Raw genomic sequence first — 16518 nt, forward strand, 5'->3', positions numbered from 1 at the left:
GCGCGGCGCACGCTCACGCGCTCGGGGCTCAGTGCGCGAGCGCGAAGCTCGCGAACGCGGCCTTGACGCCCTCGTTCACGATCCTGCCGTCCCGCACGTTGAGGCCCTGCGCGAGGGCCGCATCGGCCTTGGCGGCGGCGTCCCAGCCGCGGTCGGCGATCTGCAGGATGTACGGCAGGGTCGCGTTGGTCAGGGCGCGCGTCGAGGTGTCGGGCACCGCTCCGGGCATGTTGGCGACGCAGTAGTACAGCGAGTCGTGCACCGCGAACGTCGGGTCGTCGTGCGTCGTGGGGCGGGACCCCTCGAAGCAGCCGCCCTGGTCGATCGCGATGTCGACGAGCACCGACCCCGGCTTCATCGCCGCGACCATGTCGAGCGTCACGAGCTTGGGCGCCGCGGCGCCCGGGATGAGCACCGAGCCGATCACGAGATCCGCGTCCGCGACCGCCTCGGCCACGGCGTAGCGCGTGGAGGCGCGGGTCTGCAGCGCGCCGCCGTAGCGGCGCTCGAGGTCGCGCAGTCGCGGCAGCGACACGTCGAGCACCGTGACCTGCGCCCCGAGCCCCAGCGCGTTCGCGGCGGCGTGCTCGCCGGCGACGCCGCCGCCGATCACGACGACCTTCGCGCGCGGCGTGCCGGCGATGCCGCCCGGCAGCAGGCCGCGTCCACCCTGCGCGCGCATCATGTTGTAGGCGCCGACCACGATCGACAGCCGCCCCGCGACCTCGCTCATCGGCATCAGCAGCGGCAGCGAGCGGTCGGGAAGCTGCACGGTCTCGTAGGCGACCGCGGTCGTGCGGGCGTCGAGCAGGGCGCGCGTGAGGGGTGCGTCCGCGGCGAGGTGCAGGTAGGTGAACAGCGTCAGATCGGGCCGCAGGTAGCCGTACTCGGAGGCGACGGGCTCCTTGACCTTGACCAGCAGCTCGGCCTCGCCCCACACGTCGGCCGCGTCGGTCGCGATGCGCGCGCCGGCCGCCGCGTAGTCGTCGTCGGTGATCCGCGATCCGAGGCCGGCACCCGACTGCACGAGCACCTCGTGGCCGTGGGCGACGAGCGCGTCCACGCCCGCGGGCGTGATGGCGACGCGGTACTCGCGGTTCTTGATCTCTGTGGGGATGCCGATGCGCATGCCGGGAAGCATCGCAGTTCCTTCGCTTCTTCGCGATGCTGTGCGAAGATCCTTCGGACGACAATCGGATATCGAGGGAAGAGGTTCGTGATGGCATCCCCGACGCCCCCGGCGACGAAGAATCGGCGACCCGCCGAGCTCGACGAGCTGGACGAGAGGATCGTCGCGATCCTCGAGCAGGACGGCCGCATCACGAACGCCGACCTCGCGGCGGCGCTCGACGTCGCACCGTCGACGGCCCACACCCGGGTGCGCTCGCTCGTCGAGCGCGGCGTGATCCGCGGGTTCCATGCGAGCGTCGACCACAACCGCCTGGGCCGCGGGCTGCAGGCGATCGTGGGCGTCACGCTGCGTCCGGGATCGCGGCACGACGCGATCGTGCAGTTTGCGGACGAGGTGAGGCGGCTTCCCGAGGTGCTGCAGCTGTTCTTCGTGGGCGGTGTCGACGACTTCCTCGTCCACATCGCGGTCGAGGGATCGAGCGACGTGCGCCGGTTCGTCGTCGATCACCTCTCCGCGCAGCAGTCGGTCGCCTCGACGCGCACGAGCATCATCTTCGAGTACCACCGGAACGCGGTCGCCGCCCCCTTCCAGTGACGCACGGGGACGGCATCCGTGCCCGTGTTGCGTCATGTGTCGCTCGGATTCGCGCCTCGCCGACACGTGCTTAGCGTGGAAGGACAGCACCCAGAAGGAGCACCGTCATGTCCCGCACCACCCGCCTCATCGCACCGCTCGCCGCCGTGAGCCTCCTCGCCCTCGCCGGATGCGCGTCCGGCACCGACGCCGCCGCGGGCGGCGCCGAGCTCGGCAGCGAGGAGAACCCGGTCCAGCTCGGTGTCGTGGGCGCGAGCGACCCCTACTGGGAGGTCTATGAGGCGGCCGCCGAGGAGGAGGGGATCTCGCTCGAGATCGTCGACTTCACCGAGTACTCGCAGCCGAACCCGGCGCTGACCGCGGGCGACCTCGACATCAACCAGTTCCAGCACATCCTGTTCCTCGCGCAGTACAACGAGGAGAGCGGCGAGGACCTTCAGCCCATCGGCGCCACCGCGATCTACCCGCTCGGCCTCTACTCCGACAAGTACGACTCGCCCGAGGACATCCCGGACGGCGAGACCGTGCTGGTGCCGGACGACGCCACGAACCTCGCGCGCGGCCTGCTCGTGCTGCAGTCGGCCGGGCTCATCGCCCTCGAGGACGGCGGCAGCGCCTACTCGACGCCCGAGGACATCATCGAGGAGGAGTCGCGCGTGAACGTCGAGACGGTCGCCGCCGACCTCACGCTCACCTCGCTGCCGGACGTCGCCGCCTCGATCGCGAACAACGACTACGTCACCAAGGCCGGTCTCGACCCCGAGAGCGCGATCGCGGTCGACAGCGCATCGGACGAGTCGGCCCTGCCGTACGTGAACATCTTCGCGGTCCGCTCCGAGGACGCCGACAACGAGGTGCTGAACAGGCTCGTCGAGATCTACCAGACCAACCAGGACGTGCAGGACGGCGTGCTCGAGGTCTCGGGCGGCACCGCCGTGCTCGCCGACACCCCCGCGGAGGAGCTGCAGGCGTCGCTGGCCGACACGCAGGAAGCGTTCGCCGCCAGCAAGTAACCTGCGCTAGGCGCGTGCACGAGCCTTCCGGATGCCGCACGGCACCCGGGGGAGGAACTCGCGCACGCGCCTTCCGCCGTTCTCCCGAGCCGAGGATCCATGCCGCACATCCGCATCGCCGACGTCTCCAAGACGTACCCGCCCCAGCGCAGGGGCGGTGATCCCGTGACCGCCGTCGACAGCGTCAGCCTCGACATCGAGCGCGGCGACGTCTTCGGGGTGATCGGATACTCCGGCGCCGGCAAGTCGACGCTCGTCCGCCTGATCAACGGGCTCGAGCGCGTGACGAGCGGGTCGATCGAGATCGACGGCGTCGACGTCGCCCGCCTGCCGGAGCGCAGGCTGCGCGAGGTGCGGCAAGGGATCGGCATGATCTTCCAGCGGTTCAACCTGCTGCGCTCGCGCAACATCCGCCGCAACGTCGCCTACCCGCTCGAGGTCGCCCGCATGCCGCGCGACAAGCGCGCGGCGCGCGTGGCCGAGCTGCTCGACTTCGTCGGTCTCGCCGACAAGGCCGACGCGTACCCCGAGCAGCTCTCGGGCGGCCAGCAGCAGCGCGTGGGGATCGCCCGTGCGCTGGCGGCCGAGCCGGCCATCCTGCTCGCCGACGAGGCGACGAGCGCTCTCGATCCCGAGACCACCGACGAGGTGCTCGACCTGCTCGCGCGCGTGAACCGCGAGCTCGGCGTCACGATCGTCGTCATCACGCACGAGATGGACGTGATCGCGCGGATCGCGAACAAGGTCGCGGTCATGGAGCGCGGCCGGGTCGTGGAGCAGGGCGCGACCTACGACGTGTTCACGGCGCCGCAGACCGAGACGGCGAAGCGCTTCGTGCGCACGGTCGTCCGTGCGCTGCCCGAGGGCGACGCGCTCGCCGCGCTGCGCGCCCAGCACGAGGGCCGGCTCTTCACGATCTCCTTCACGGATGCGGGCGCATCCGAGGCCCGGGTGTTCGGCGCGCTCGCACGCGCGGGCGTCGACTTCAACCTCGTGCACGGCGGCGTCGACGACATCCAGGGACGCGTCTACGGACTGCTTACGATCGCGGTGCGCGGTGACGAGCCGGCCGTGCGCGAGGCGCTCTCCGGCGTCGGCGCGGGCGTGACGATCACGGAGGTGGCACTGTGACCGACCTGCTCGAACGCCTGTCCGAGCTCGCCCCGGAGCTGCTGGAGCAGACCGGCATCACGCTCTGGGTCGTCGTCGCGGCGCTGCTGTTCGGCGGCATCGGCGGCCTGATCGTCGGCACGACGATCACCGTCACGCGCCGCGGCGGCGTGCTGCAGCAGCCTGTCGTCTACGCGATCCTGAACGCGCTCGTGAACACGATCCGGCCCATCCCGTTCATCATCTTCCTCGTCGCGATGCAGCCGCTCACGCGCCTGGTGATCGGCCGGGGGATCGGCAACGAGGCGATCATCTTCGCGCTCTCCCTCGCCGCGACCTTCGCGATCGCCCGCATCGTCGAGCAGAACCTCGTCACGGTGGATCCGGGCGTGATCGAGGCCGCGCGCGCCTCGGGGGCCGGTCCGTGGCGCATCATCCGCACGGTGATCCTGCCGGAGGGCGCGGGGCCGCTGATCCTCGGCTACACATTCGCGATCGTGGCGCTGATCGACATGTCGGCCGTGGCCGGTCTCGCGGGCGGCCAGGGCCTCGGCTACTACGCCGTGTCGTATGGCCTGCGCAATTTCGACGAGGTCGTGACCTGGTCGGCGCTGGTCATCATCGTCGTCATCACGCAACTCGTGCAGGGTCTCGGCAACTGGCTGGCCCGACGCGTCCTGCGCCGCTGAACTGCGACGCCGTCCCCTCACGCTCGCGCGTGTGAGTATGTGACGCATGGAAACCCCGCTCCGCATCTTCGCCCCCGTCGGCCTGCTCGCCGTGCTCGCGCTGGCCGGATGCACGGCGCCGGAGACGGTCTCCGACGAGCCGGAGACGCGCGCCACGGTCTCCGCGTCCGAGGGATCGGTCGCCCCGGTCGAGCGGGCGGAGACCACCGAGCCCCTCGATCAGGCGACGCTCGAGGGGCTCGTCGCGGCGGCCGGGCTGCAGGTCGACGACGGGGCGGCGCACGACGGCGTCGGAGCGCTCGCCGGCGTGCTCGACGGGAGCACCGTGGAGCCCGCCGAGTGCCGGGCCGTGATCGAGAGCGGACTCGCGGTCCTGCAGCGGGGCGAGAGCACGATGGCCGTGGGGACGGATGAGCGGGCCGGCGTGACGGGCGGCATCATGTCGTTCGCGGACCCCGTGATCGCCGGCACGGCGCTCGACGTGAGCGAGCGCGCCGGCGAGACCTGCGCGGACATCACCGTGACGACTGCGGCGGGAGACGTCCTCGAGGGGAGCGTCGCGGTGGTCGACGTCGAGGTCGCTGGGGCCGATCGGGCCGTCGCCACGCTCACGACCACCACGATGCGGGGCGCCGACGTGACGAATGCGACCGTGACCGCCGCCGTGGGCGGCGAGGTCGTGACGGGATCGACCATGTCCGGCGAGGACGCGGTGTCGGCCGCGACCGGAACCGTCCGGAAGCTGGTGGATCAGCTCACGGCCGACTGACCGCAGCCGCCGGATCAGCCCTGCTCGCCGCTGCCGGCGTTGAGCATCCAGGGCACCCCGAACCGGTCGACGAGCATGCCGAACGAGTCGCCCCACGGTGCCTGCGTGTAGGGCTCGACGACCTGGCCGCCCTCGGCGAGCCCGTCGAACACCGGGGCGAGCTCGGGGCCGTCGTCGCCGAACAGGCACACGGTGACCCGCGCGCCCGGGTCGTACTCCATGCCGGTCGGCGTGTCCGAGGCCATCAGGGTGAAGCCGTTGTCGAGGTCGAGCTGGCCGTGCATGACCTTGTCGCGGTCGGCCTCGCCGAGCTCGGGGCTCGGCATCTCGCCCATCTTCATGATGCTGAGCTCACCGCCCAGCACCGACCGGTAGAACTCCAGCGCCTCCGCCGCCTCGTCGCGGAAGGAGATGTACGGAGCGACCTTGTAGCCCATGGGAGCGTCCTCTCGTCGGCCGGGCCGGCTGCCCGGATCCAGCATGAGGATGCCACCCGTCGCCGACATCCGCCAGACCGCCGGATGAACGGCTCGCGTCAGGCGCGGACTGCCTACACTGACGCGTATGAATGAGGAATCCAAGAACTCCGCGAGCGACGAGGCCAAGGCGAAGTTCCGCGAGGCGCTCGAGAAGAAGCACGCCCGCGATTCCGCGCACGGCAGCGCGCCGGGCCGGCGGGACACGGGCGCGATCCACGGCACGCACGGCGCGGCGGGCGGCAAGCGCGAGTTCCGCCGCAAGTCGGGCTGAGCCCGGTCGCAGAGCGCCGCGCCGGCGGGTGACTGCCGGGGCCGCGACCCGCTCCCACGCAGATCGGCCCGGACTCCGTGAGGAGTCCGGGCCGATCGGGCTCGTGGCTCAGTCGGTGCCGGCGTCGAACGCGGCCGACTCGTTGGCGGCCTCGATCGCGGAGGCGCTCTCCTCGTCGCCGAGGCCGGCGGGACCGGCCGACTGCGTGATGTCGCCCGCACCGCCCTGCTCGAGCGCGCCCACGAGCTCGGCGGTGGGCCCGCCGATCAGCCCGAGGCCCGCGTACTGCTCGAGGCGGGTGCGCGAGTCGGCGATGTCGAGGTTGCGCATCGTGAGCTGCCCGATCCGGTCGGTCGGCCCGAAGGCCGCGTCGCCCACGCGCTCCATCGAGAGCTTCTCGGCGGCGTACGACAGAGCGGGGCCCGACGTGTCGAGGATCGTGTAGTCCTCGCCGCGCCGCAGGCGCAGCGTGACCGAGCCGCTGATCGCGGATCCGACCCACTTCTGGATCGACTCGCGCAGCATGAACGACTGCGGTTCGAGCCAGCGACCCTCGTACATCAGGCGGCCGAGCCGGCGGCCCTGCTCGTGGTACGTCGCGAGAGTGTCCTCGTTCAGGATGCCGTTCACCAGGCGCTCGTACGCGATGAACAGCAGCGCCATGCCGGGGGCCTCGTAGATGCCGCGCGACTTGGCCTCGATGATCCGGTTCTCGATCTGGTCGCTCATGCCCAGGCCGTGGCGTCCGCCGATCGCGTTCGCCTCCTGCACCAGCGCGACGGCGTCGGCGAACTCGGTGCCGTTGATCGCGACGGGACGGCCGGCCTCGAACGTGACGGTGACGTCCTCGGACGCGATCTCCACCGACGGGTCCCAGAACCGCACGCCCATGATCGGCTCGACGGTCTCGAGCGAGACGTTCAGCTCCTCGAGCGTCTTCGCCTCGTGCGTCGCGCCCCAGATGTTCGCGTCGGTCGAGTACGCCTTCTCCGCCGAGTCGCGGTACGGGAAGCCGTGCGCCACGAGCCATTCGCTCATCTCGGTGCGGCCGCCGAGCTCGCTGACGAAGGTCGCATCGAGCCACGGCTTGTAGATGCGCAGGCGCGGGTTGGCGAGCAGGCCGTAGCGGTAGAACCGCTCGATGTCGTTGCCCTTGTAGGTGGAGCCGTCGCCCCAGATCTCGACGCCGTCCTCCTTCATCGCGCGCACGAGCAGCGTGCCGGTGACGGCGCGGCCGAGCGGCGTGGTGTTGAAGTAGGTGCGACCGCCCGAGCGGATGTGGAAGGCGCCGCACGCCAGCGCGCCGAGACCCTCCTCGACGAGCATGGGCTTGCAGTCGATCAGGCGCGACGCCTCGGCGCCGTACTGCAGAGCGCGACCGGGGATGGACGCGATGTCGTCCTCGTCGTACTGGCCGAGGTCGCCCGTGTAGGTGAAGGGGACGGCGCCCTTGTCGCGCATCCACGCCACGGCGACGGAGGTGTCGAGACCCCCGGAGAAGGCGATGCCGACGCGCTCGCCGACGGGCAGTGACTCGAGGACCTTCGACATGCCCTCAATCCTATGGCGTGTCGGCCGAGCGCCCCGCCGGGGTCCGTGACGCCGCTCAGGCCCGGGGGAGCATCACCAGATGATGCCGCCGCCCGCGGAGATGCCGGCCCACGTGAGGGCGACGAAGATGCCGGCGAACACCACGGGGGCGATGCCCCTGCCCTGGCGGCTCAGGCCCTTCAGCAGCGCGATCACGACGAGCACGGCCGCGACGAGCGACAGCCCGCCGCCGAGCACGAGCCCGATGAACAGCGGGATCGGCATGAGGATCAGGCCGATCAGCCCGACCCAGAAGGCGGCCCAGGCGGTGCGGTTGGTCGTGCGTGCACTGTTCGTCGACATGCCTCCATCATGCTCCGTCGCCGCGCGGGCGGGGGAAAGATGGCGGGTGACCGCCGACCCACGGCAGGCGGCGGACATACTGAGGACGTGATCCCGAGCCTGCTGTGGGGCCTCGTCGGTGCGGCGCCCCTCGTCATCGGAGCCCTGCTCGCGGGCCTGCGGCGCTGGCCCGACCGGCTGATCGGCGTCGTGCTGGGCTTCGGCGCCGGCGCGCTGATCGCGAGCATCGCGTTCGAGCTCTGGGAGGAGGGCCTCGAGATCGGCGGCCCGATCCCTCTCGCGCTCGGCGTGGCCCTCGGTGCCGCGGTGTACTTCACCGCCGACCGGCTCGTCGAGCGCTGGGCGGCCCGCGCCGGCGGCGGGGCGGCCGCCGGTGTTCCGCTCGCCCTGGGCGCGCTGCTCGACGGCGTTCCGGAGCAGCTCGTGCTCGGCTTCGGTCTCGCCGCCGGCGGTGGCGTCAGCGTCGCCCTCGTCGTGGCGATCTTCGTGTCCAACCTGCCGGAGTCGGTCGGGTCCTCCGCCGATCTGCTGGAGGGCGGCGTCTCCCGCGGCCGCGTCGTCCTGCTGTGGGCGGCGGTGGCGGCGGTGTGCGCGCTCGCCACGGTGGCCGGATGGGCGCTCGCCGACGTGGCGACGCCCGGCATGCGGGCGGGCCTGAGCGGCTTCGCCGCGGGAGCCCTGCTGGTGATGCTCGTCGACTCGATGATCCCGGAGGCGCAGCGGCGCGCGAAGGACGTGGCGGGGATCGCCACCGTGCTGGGCTTCGCGCTCGCCGCAGGCCTGTCCACCGTCGGCGGGTGACCGGCGGGTTCTCAGCCGCCGTACTCCGCCATCCGCCGCTCGAACTCGTCCCTGTCGGCCTCGCTCAGCAGGCGCTCCGCGGAGAACGAGATCTGCAGCCCCTCGATCGGCTCGCCGGTCCGCGCGCTCTGCGTCTCGCGATCGGTGCGCCACTCGCCCGTCGTGTCGTTCGCGAGGTCGGTGACGGTGGCGTAGACGGCGATCTCGCCCGACGGATCCTCCGTGTACCACTCCCACGCGACCTGCTCGTCGAGATCCGCGCTGCCGTAGAACCTCTCCCGGATCGCGGGCTCCAGCCCGGAGGCGGGGTCGTTGAAGGCGATCATGTCCCACCAGTCGTGCGAGGAGAGCACGTCGCCGACCGTGCGCAGCATCGCGGTCTTGCGCTCCGTGCCGCTCACCGGCTCGTTCGTCGACCAGGTGGTCGACGTGAAGCGCACGAGCATCGACTCGCCGCCGTAGCCGTTGCGCTCGAGCCGGATGTCCTCGGCGGGTGCCGCGGTCCAGCTGACGCCGTACTCCGCAGACAGCCGCTCGCGGATCTCCCGCGAGAGGCGGTCCGCGGTCTCGCGCACCTCCTCGAGCGACGGGCGCGCGAGCGTCTCGGTCGCCGGCTCGCCCTCGATGCCGGGGAAGGCCTCGAGGTGGCGCTGCTCCGCGGTCCGGCCGCTCGCGTATCCGCCCTCGGCCGAGGTGCGCACGGCGCTCAGCGCGCCGACCGTGCCGACGTTCAGCAGCAGCGCGACGGCCAGCGCGGCGGCGCCGAGCGGGCGACCGCGCACGGTCAGGAGCGCCGCGACGATCACGCCCGCGACCACGAGCTGCAGGGCCACGATCGTCGCGCCGTACAGCGCGTCCGTCGCGCCGAGTGCCAGCAGCACGAGCAGCGCGAGGGCGAACGCCGCGCTCCCGCCGAGCGCGATCCAGCCCAGCGGGCCCGGCCGGCGGCGCGGGGGCGTGCCGGGCACGGTCTCCGCCGACGGGCCGGTGGGCGTCGGCACCCGCCGCGCGCCGCGATAGCCGCCCGGCGGCGGCAGCGGGGGCGCGCCGTCCGAGCGCGTCACGTAGCGATGGCCGGTGTGCGCGTCGCGGCGTCCGTCCGGGCGCGGCGCGGGAGGCGGATCCGAGGGCGTCACCACGGCCTGTCCGTCTCCGGGCTCGAGGACTCTTCCTCGCCCTGCTGCTGCCGCTCGCCGTCGCCCTGCCGGAGCTTCTCCTCGAGCTCCTGCAGCTCGTCCTCGGACGGCCGCGGCTCCTCGGGCGGCTGCGACGGCTCCGGTGCAGGCTCCGGGGACGGCTCGGGCTGCTGCTTCTCCCTCAGGCGCTCCTCGATCCCGTCGATGCTCTCCCGGGAGCTGCGCTGCGGATCCGGCGACTGCTCGTCGGCCTGCTCCGAGCGGCACTCCTCGGGCGTCTCGGCCACGACGGTCAGGGCCTCGCCGTACAGCCGCTCGGCCGTCACGGGGTCGCCGTCCTGCCGCGCCCTGTCGCCCATCCGCTCGATCGTGATGCCGAGGTTGATGTGCACGGCGCACGCCTCCAGCCCGGGGGCCAGCGGCAGCGCCTCCTCGAACTTCGCGCGGCCGCCCGCCAGATCGCCCGCCGACGCGAGGCCGACGCCGGCGTTGTAGGGCGCCTTGTACGGCTCGAATCCGTTCGCGATCTCCTGCCCCTGCGCGGCGGCGATCGCGCCGGCGAAGTCACCCACCACGTGCGAGGTGATCGCGCGGTGCGCGAACGCGTACATCGACGCGATCTTCACGGGCACGAGCAGGGCGAGCACCGCGAGCGGCACGGCGATCCAGAGCAGGATGCGCCGCAGCCGCGCGCGACGGCGATTCGCCGCGAGCAGCGCACCCGAGTCCGCGGTCATGTCGCACCTCCCCGGCGCACCCGCAGCACGGCGGGAAGCGCGGCGGCGAGCAGCGCGAGGTCGGCCGCGAGCAGCCCGACCAGGACGAGGGCGAGCATCCACCCCAGCTCGGTCACGTCGCCGGTCGTGCCGGCGGCGCGCGTCGTGGTCGAGGTGGGCGCCTCGGGAAGCCCCGGGCCCGCGTCGGCGGTGCGCAGCTGGTAGTCGACGCCGAGCTCCCGCGCGATCTGCTGCAGCGCCTGCTCGTCGATCATGGACAGCGCCGGCTCCGATCCGTCCTGGATGTACTCCGGGGAGCCTGCCGTCGGATCGCCCGTCTGCAGCTTCATCCGGCCGCCCTCTGCCGTTCCGTACCCGAGCACGCCGCCGCCGTCCACCAGCGGCGCGCTCGACGAGAACGACTCCGGCTGCGACGCGGCGGTCTGCTCGCCGTCGCCGAGGTAGAACACCATGCGCGAGCGCTCGGGTGCGCTCTCTGTCGCGGCCGTCAGCGTCTCGGTCAGCAGCCCGTCCGCGATGCCGATCGAGCTGCCCCGCGAGTTGCGGGTCACCTCGGGCGTGAGCACCTCGAGCGCCGACCGCAGCGCGGCCGTGTCCGTCGTGAGCGGCAGCCGCAGCTCGGCGGACGCGTCGAACGTGATCAGCGCGAACCGCGCGCCCGGGTACGCCTCGACGATCTCCTGCACATCGGCGCGCACGCCGTCCAGGCGCGGGGAGCCGTCCGCCCAGTCCTCCGCGACGATGCTCGCGGTGCTGTCGACGAGGATCACCACGTCCGTGTCGGTCGAGAGCGTCTCGGTCTGCCCGCCCGGCAGCCCGGGGCGCAGGGCGAGCGCCGTGACGACGAGCAGCGCCGCGAGGCGGAGGATCCACGAGGCGCGGGACCGCCCGCGGGTGCGCAGCAGCGACCGGACCGCGACCCAGGCGACCGGCAGGACGAGGGCCGCGAGCAGCAGCGGGTGCAGCACCGGCTGGAGGATCACAGTCTCACCCTCCATGCCAGCACGATCCCGGCCAGCACGAGCGCGAGCAGCACGACGATCCACGCGTCGGGCGCGTCGCGCCACACGATGCGCGCCTCGCCCTGCAGGGCCGTGGCCTCCTGCTCCTGCACCCGGTCGATGATGTCCGCGACCGTCGTGTCGCCCCGCAGCGCGTACGCCTCGCCGCCCGTGGTGTCGGCGGCCTGGCGCAGCTCCGCCGTAATGTCCTCGTCCTTGCCCTCGACCGGATTCAGCGCGAACACCCGGACGCCGGCGTCGCGTGCGTAGACGGCGGCCTGCTCGACCGTGACGATGCCGGCTCCCTGCGACTCGTTGTCGGTCGCGAGGATGATCGAGCGCGAGCGTTCCTCGTCCTGATGGTCGAAGCGCATGGCGCACGCCGCGAGGCCGTCTCCGATCAGCGACGACCCCGTGCCGTTGAGCGTGCCCACCCAGTGCTCGGGCACGTCGCTCGCGACATCGTCGAACGCGGCGCGCAGCGACTGCAGGTGCCCGCGCACGAACGCGTAGTCGTCCGTGAGGGGGAAGATCTGCACGGGCGAGCTGTTGAAGATCGTCAGCCCGATGCGCTCGCCCTCGAAGCCCTCGAGCAGCTCCTCGAACACCTCGAGCACCTCGACGTCGACCTCGCTCATGGAGCCCGACACGTCCAGGCACAGCATGATGTCGCGGCTGGTGTCGACCGGCTGGATCGTCTGCGCCGCCATCGGCCGGGCGCTCACGACGCCGGCCACGACCGCCGCCGCCGTCAGCAGGGCGAGCGCCCCTCCGATCGCCGCCGCGCGGCGGCGCGTCGCCCGCACGACGCTCGGCAGCCCGCGCAGCCGCTCGGCGCGCGACACGGGCGCCGCGTCGCCGCCCGTCCGCCCCGCGCGTCGCCCGAGCAGCACGCCGGCGACGATCGCCGCGGCCGCGACGAGCGCCGCGACGAGCACGAGCCACGGCGTGGCGAGGTCGATCAGTGCCATTCGGCCACCACCCTGCGTGCGGCCTGCGCTCCCGCCGCCGGGTCGATCGCGGGGCCGCGGCCGAAGATGCTCGGGTAGTAGTGGCGGCGGAGGGCGTCGACGAGTGAGGGATGCACGCCGCGCGCCACGAGGTCCTCGAGCGCCAGCACGGGCGCCTCGAGGCCGCTGTACTCGTTCACGAACGCGCGCGTCGCGCGGCTCAGCTCGAGGTTCGCCTCGCGCGCCGTCACCTCGCGCGCCTGCCACGCCTGCTCGATGCGGTCGATGTCCGCGAGGTACTCGCGACGCAGCATCGTGAGCGCATCCGCGCGCACGGGTGCCGCCGCCGCGGCCGCGCGACGCGGACGCGTGAACAGCAGGATCAGCCAGATCGCCGCGATCACGGCGGCGATGACCGCGAACGCCAGCAGCATCCAGATCGGGGCGTACTGGACGGGGGGATACAGCTCGTCAGGCTCCGACATGCGCCCTCCGGCTGAGCATCCGCAGCAGTTCGGGCACCGCGTCGTCCTGCGTGCGCAGCTCGGCGTGGCTGATCTCGAGGGCCGTCAGCAGCGCGTCGCGGCGGGTCTGCTCGCCGCGGTGGCGCTCGTCGACCTCGCGCACGACGGCGGCATCGCCGTGCAGGAAGTCGGGCACGGTCCAGCCGGTGTCGACGTCGCGCCGCGCCGCGGGCGAGCCGGTGGCGGTCGGCAGCACCGGATCCGCGTCGCGCAGCGTGACCCAGAGCAGGTCGTGCTGGGTGCGCAGGCGGCGCAGCAGCCGCTCGGTCTCGGCCGTGATGGGGGCCTCGTCCGTGACGACCACGACGATCATCCGGCGCGCGATCGTGCGCGCGACGAAGGCGAGCAGCCGTTCCCGCGCGCCGGCCGGCGCCTCCGGCGCGCACGCGGCGTCGATCGCTCGCAGCGCGTGCTCGAGCGCGCCCTCCGACCGCCGGGGCGGCAGCCGGCGCACGCCTTCCGCGTCGCCGAGCACGACCGAGAAGTCGTCGTCGTGCCGCAGCGCGAGCACGCCGAGCGCGCCCACGGCGAGCACCGCGAGCTCGCGCTTGGGCCGGTCGTCGGCCGCGAGCGCCGCCATGCCGCGCCCGGTGTCGACCACGAACAGCACGGTGTGCATCCGGTTCGCGCGCATCCGCTTGACCATCGGGGTGCTCCGCCGCGCGGTGGCCCGCCAGTCGATGTCGCGCACCTCGTCGCCCGCCTGGTACTCGCGCAGATCCTCGAAGTCGTCGCTGCGCCCCCGCAGCAGCGAGGCGTACGCGCCGTCGAGCGCGTGCGTCGACCTCTTGGTGGCGTGGATGAAGAGCTTCGCTCGCACCCGCGTGATCAGCGACGGCATGGCGGACCGGATCAGGGGGTCGGGACGGAGGCGAAGATCGCGTCGACGATCTCCTCGCTGCGCACGCCGTCGGCCTCGGCCTCGAAGTTCAGCAGCACGCGGTGCCGCAGCACGAGGTGGCGGAGAGCGCGGACGTCCTCCGGGAGCACGTGCGCGCGCCCGTTCAGCAGTGCGAGGGCGCGCGCGGCCTGCAGGAACGCGATGGATGCGCGCGGGCTGGCTCCGTACTTGATGTAGCGCGCCTTCTCCTCGCCGATGTAGGGCCCGGGATTGCGGGTCACGTACGCGATGCCGACGATGTAGTTGCGGATCGCGGGGGAGACGTGGATGCGGCGCGCGACATCCTGCAGCAGGTGCACGTCGTCCAGCGAGACGGAGCTGCGGACGTGACGCTCGGGATCCAGCGCGCCGGAGTCGATCCGCTCCAGGATCTCGTACTCCTCCTGCGGGCTGGGGTACTCGACGATCTCCTTGAGCAGGAAGCGGTCCATCTGCGCCTCGGGCAGCTCGTATGTGCCCTCCTGCTCGATCGGGTTCTGCGTCGCGATCACGAGGAACGGCTTGGGGAGGCGATGCACCTCGCCGCCGATCGTGGTCTGGTGCTCCTGCATCGCCTCGAGCATGGCGCTCTGGGTCTTGGCGCTCGAGCGGTTGATCTCGTCGAGCAGCACGAAGTTCGCGTGCACGGGTCCGAGCACCGTGCGGAAGGATCCGGTGCCGGCGTCGTAGACCTGGTTGCCCGTGATGTCGCTCGGCAGCAGATCGGGGGTGCACTGGATGCGCTTGAACCGCGCGTCGACCGTGTCGGCGAGCGTCGCGGCAGCGGTCGTCTTCGCCAGCCCCGGGACGCTCTCGAGCAGGATGTGCCCGCCCCCGATCAGCCCGATCAGCAGGCTCGTGCGCAGCCGCTCCTGGCCGACCATCTTGGACGAGTACGCCTCGGAGACGACCCGGACGATCTCGACGGCGCGGGCCATCTCCTCGGGTGTGGGGGCGCCCTTCTTCGCGGCGGGCTCGTTCATCCAGCTCTCCCCTTCCCGAAACGGGAGCCGACGACGCGGCCGTCCCCCGGCGGCCAGCCTAACCGGACCGGTCTCGCGACGACGGGGTGACGGAGGGGCGGTTCCGCCGGCGTCTCCCGAGTCGCACGGCGCCACGCCTGCCGGGACCGGCCGGGCCCGTCGATAGACTGATCGCGGCCCAGAACGCAGCCCGAAGATCGGGAGAGAGGTCATGGGCAAATCGAGCCGAGGGCTCGTGCACAGACAAGGGGAAACCCATGCCAGGCATCGTGATCGTCGGCGTCCAGTGGGGCGACGAGGGCAAGGGCAAGGCCACCGACCTGCTCGGTGACCGCACCGACTGGGTCGTCAAGTTCAACGGCGGCAACAACGCCGGTCACACGGTCGTGATCGGCGACGAAAAGTATGCGCTGCACCTGCTGCCGTCGGGCATCCTGTCGCCGGGTGTGACGCCCGTGATCGGCAACGGCGTGGTCGTCGATCTCGAGGTGCTGTTCGCAGAACTCGACGCGCTGTCGGCCCGCGGCATCGACGTGTCGAAGCTCCGGGTGAGCGCGAACGCTCACATCATCACGCACTACCACCGCACGCTCGACAAGGTCACCGAGCGCTTCCTCGGCAAGCGCCAGATCGGCACGACGGGGCGCGGCATCGGCCCCGCCTACGCCGACAAGATCAACCGCGTCGGCATCCGCGTGCAGGACCTGTTCGACGAGTCGATCCTGCGCCAGAAGGTCGAGGGCGCGCTCGACCAGAAGAACCACCTCCTGGTGAAGGTGTTCAACCGCCGCGCGATCACGGTCGACGAGATCCTCGAGGATCTGCTGTCGTATGCCGAGCGCCTGCGCCCCATGGTGTGCGACACGGGTCTGCTGCTCAACGACGCGCTCGCCGCAGGCGAGGTCGTGGTGTTCGAGGGCGGGCAGGCGACAATGCTGGACGTCGACCACGGCACCTACCCGTTCGTGACCTCTTCGTCCGCGACCGCGGGCGGCGCCGCGACCGGATCGGGCGTGGGCCCTGGCCGCCTCGACCGCATCGTCGGCATCGTGAAGGCGTACACCACGCGCGTGGGCTCGGGCCCGTTCCCGACCGAGCTGTTCGACGAGCAGGGCGACTGGCTGCGCGGGCGGGGCTTCGAGTTCGGCACCACCACCGGCCGCCCGCGCCGCGTCGGCTGGTACGACGCGCCGATCACGCGCTACGCGACGCGCGTGAACGGCATCACCGACCTCGTCCTGACGAAGCTCGACATCCTCACCGGGCTCGACGAGATCCCCGTCTGCGTCGCCTACGACGTGGACGGGCGGCGCTTCGACGAGCTGCCCGTGAACCAGACCGACTTCCACCACGCGAAGCCGATCCTGGAGACGTTCCCGGGCTGGCACGAGGACATCTCGACGGCCCGGGCGTTCGAGGACCTGCCGCAGACCGCACAGGACTACGTGCTCGCGCTCGAGAAGATGAGCGGCACGCGCATCTCCGTCATCGGCGTCGGCCCCGGCCGCGAGGCCGTGATCGTGCGCCACGACCTGGTCGACTGACCACCGGGCGCC

At 72.2% G+C, this 16518-nt stretch carries 19 protein-coding genes; 8 read left to right on the forward strand and 11 right to left on the reverse strand.

Features of this window, described 5'->3' with window-relative positions; genetic code table 11:
- Window positions 1–28 precede the first annotated feature (28 nt).
- Window positions 29–1129, reverse strand: coding sequence for an alanine dehydrogenase (gene ald / locus BJP60_RS00485; RefSeq protein ID WP_203138781.1), 1101 nt, complete (start codon window positions 1127–1129; stop codon window positions 29–31).
- Between the two features lie 90 nt (window positions 1130–1219).
- Here ald and BJP60_RS00490 point away from each other — a divergent pair, with 90 nt between their 5' ends.
- From BJP60_RS00490 to BJP60_RS00510, 5 genes are all read left to right on the forward strand, one after another.
- Window positions 1220–1726: an Lrp/AsnC family transcriptional regulator gene (locus tag BJP60_RS00490; protein WP_203136863.1), complete on the forward strand. Its 507-nt coding sequence runs from the start codon at window positions 1220–1222 to the stop codon at window positions 1724–1726.
- A gap of 107 nt (window positions 1727–1833) precedes the next feature.
- Window positions 1834–2739, forward strand: a complete 906-nt coding sequence (locus tag BJP60_RS00495; RefSeq protein ID WP_203136864.1) for a MetQ/NlpA family ABC transporter substrate-binding protein — start codon at window positions 1834–1836, stop codon at window positions 2737–2739.
- 99 nt (window positions 2740–2838) lie between these two features.
- On the forward strand, window positions 2839–3870 hold the full coding sequence (locus BJP60_RS00500) for a methionine ABC transporter ATP-binding protein (protein WP_203136865.1): 1032 nt from the start codon (window positions 2839–2841) through the stop codon (window positions 3868–3870).
- Window positions 3867–4538 carry a methionine ABC transporter permease gene (locus BJP60_RS00505; RefSeq protein ID WP_203136866.1) on the forward strand — a complete coding sequence of 224 codons (672 nt, stop codon included), beginning with the start codon at window positions 3867–3869 and terminating at the stop codon, window positions 4536–4538. Before BJP60_RS00500 ends, BJP60_RS00505 begins: the two co-directional genes overlap by 4 nt.
- Window positions 4539–4584: 46 nt before the next feature.
- Entirely contained in the window at window positions 4585–5307 is a 723-nt protein-coding gene (locus BJP60_RS00510; RefSeq protein WP_203136867.1) for a hypothetical protein, read from the forward strand.
- A 14-nt stretch (window positions 5308–5321) separates the two neighbouring features.
- Here BJP60_RS00510 and BJP60_RS00515 read toward each other — a convergent pair whose 3' ends face one another.
- The gene (locus tag BJP60_RS00515) at window positions 5322–5744 is read right to left on the reverse strand and encodes a VOC family protein (RefSeq protein WP_203136868.1); all 423 of its coding nucleotides are present in this window, start codon (window positions 5742–5744) and stop codon (window positions 5322–5324) included.
- 127 nt (window positions 5745–5871) lie between these two features.
- On the opposite strand from BJP60_RS00515, the gene BJP60_RS00520 reads away from it, so the two are divergent.
- Entirely contained in the window at window positions 5872–6057 is a 186-nt protein-coding gene (locus BJP60_RS00520) for a DUF5302 domain-containing protein (RefSeq protein WP_203136869.1), read from the forward strand.
- 108 nt (window positions 6058–6165) lie between these two features.
- Here the strand turns inward: BJP60_RS00520 and argG are convergent, their stop codons facing one another.
- Together argG and BJP60_RS00530 are read right to left on the reverse strand one after the other, a co-directional pair.
- Window positions 6166–7608 carry an argininosuccinate synthase gene (argG, locus tag BJP60_RS00525; RefSeq protein ID WP_203136870.1) on the reverse strand — a complete coding sequence of 481 codons (1443 nt, stop codon included), beginning with the start codon at window positions 7606–7608 and terminating at the stop codon, window positions 6166–6168.
- A gap of 72 nt (window positions 7609–7680) precedes the next feature.
- The gene (locus BJP60_RS00530) at window positions 7681–7950 is read right to left on the reverse strand and encodes a hypothetical protein (RefSeq protein ID WP_203136871.1); all 270 of its coding nucleotides are present in this window, start codon (window positions 7948–7950) and stop codon (window positions 7681–7683) included.
- Window positions 7951–8037: 87 nt separating this feature from the next.
- Between BJP60_RS00530 and BJP60_RS00535 the strand changes: the two genes are divergently transcribed.
- Window positions 8038–8751, forward strand: coding sequence for a ZIP family metal transporter (locus tag BJP60_RS00535; RefSeq protein ID WP_203136872.1), 714 nt, complete (start codon window positions 8038–8040; stop codon window positions 8749–8751).
- Window positions 8752–8762: 11 nt separating this feature from the next.
- Here the strand turns inward: BJP60_RS00535 and BJP60_RS00540 are convergent, their stop codons facing one another.
- From BJP60_RS00540 to BJP60_RS00570, 7 genes are read right to left on the reverse strand one after another with little or no spacing between them, the layout of a single operon-like run.
- Entirely contained in the window at window positions 8763–9890 is a 1128-nt protein-coding gene (locus BJP60_RS00540) for a hypothetical protein (RefSeq protein WP_238439477.1), read from the reverse strand.
- Window positions 9884–10624 carry a hypothetical protein gene (locus BJP60_RS00545; RefSeq protein WP_203136873.1) on the reverse strand — a complete coding sequence of 247 codons (741 nt, stop codon included), beginning with the start codon at window positions 10622–10624 and terminating at the stop codon, window positions 9884–9886. The genes BJP60_RS00540 and BJP60_RS00545 overlap by 7 nt, the downstream gene beginning before the upstream one ends.
- Window positions 10621–11622: a vWA domain-containing protein gene (locus BJP60_RS00550; RefSeq protein WP_238439478.1), complete on the reverse strand. Its 1002-nt coding sequence runs from the start codon at window positions 11620–11622 to the stop codon at window positions 10621–10623. Before BJP60_RS00550 ends, BJP60_RS00545 begins: the two co-directional genes overlap by 4 nt.
- Window positions 11604–12596, reverse strand: coding sequence for a VWA domain-containing protein (locus BJP60_RS00555; protein ID WP_203136874.1), 993 nt, complete (start codon window positions 12594–12596; stop codon window positions 11604–11606). The genes BJP60_RS00550 and BJP60_RS00555 overlap by 19 nt, the downstream gene beginning before the upstream one ends.
- Window positions 12587–13060: a hypothetical protein gene (locus BJP60_RS00560; protein ID WP_203136876.1), complete on the reverse strand. Its 474-nt coding sequence runs from the start codon at window positions 13058–13060 to the stop codon at window positions 12587–12589. The genes BJP60_RS00555 and BJP60_RS00560 overlap by 10 nt, the downstream gene beginning before the upstream one ends.
- Window positions 13047–13940 (reverse strand): DUF58 domain-containing protein, encoded by an 894-nt coding sequence (locus BJP60_RS00565; RefSeq protein WP_203136878.1) that lies wholly within the window; start codon window positions 13938–13940, stop codon window positions 13047–13049. Before BJP60_RS00565 ends, BJP60_RS00560 begins: the two co-directional genes overlap by 14 nt.
- 11 nt (window positions 13941–13951) lie before the next feature.
- Window positions 13952–14962, reverse strand: coding sequence for an AAA family ATPase (locus BJP60_RS00570; RefSeq protein WP_203136880.1), 1011 nt, complete (start codon window positions 14960–14962; stop codon window positions 13952–13954).
- Window positions 14963–15219: 257 nt separating this feature from the next.
- On the opposite strand from BJP60_RS00570, the gene BJP60_RS00575 reads away from it, so the two are divergent.
- A complete protein-coding gene (locus BJP60_RS00575) occupies window positions 15220–16506 on the forward strand; it encodes an adenylosuccinate synthase (protein ID WP_203136882.1) in 1287 nt (428 codons plus the stop codon).
- Window positions 16507–16518: the final 12 nt, after the last annotated feature.

Source organism: Microbacterium sp. JZ31 (assembly GCF_016805985.1).
Taxonomy (GTDB): Bacteria; Actinomycetota; Actinomycetes; order Actinomycetales; family Microbacteriaceae; genus Microbacterium.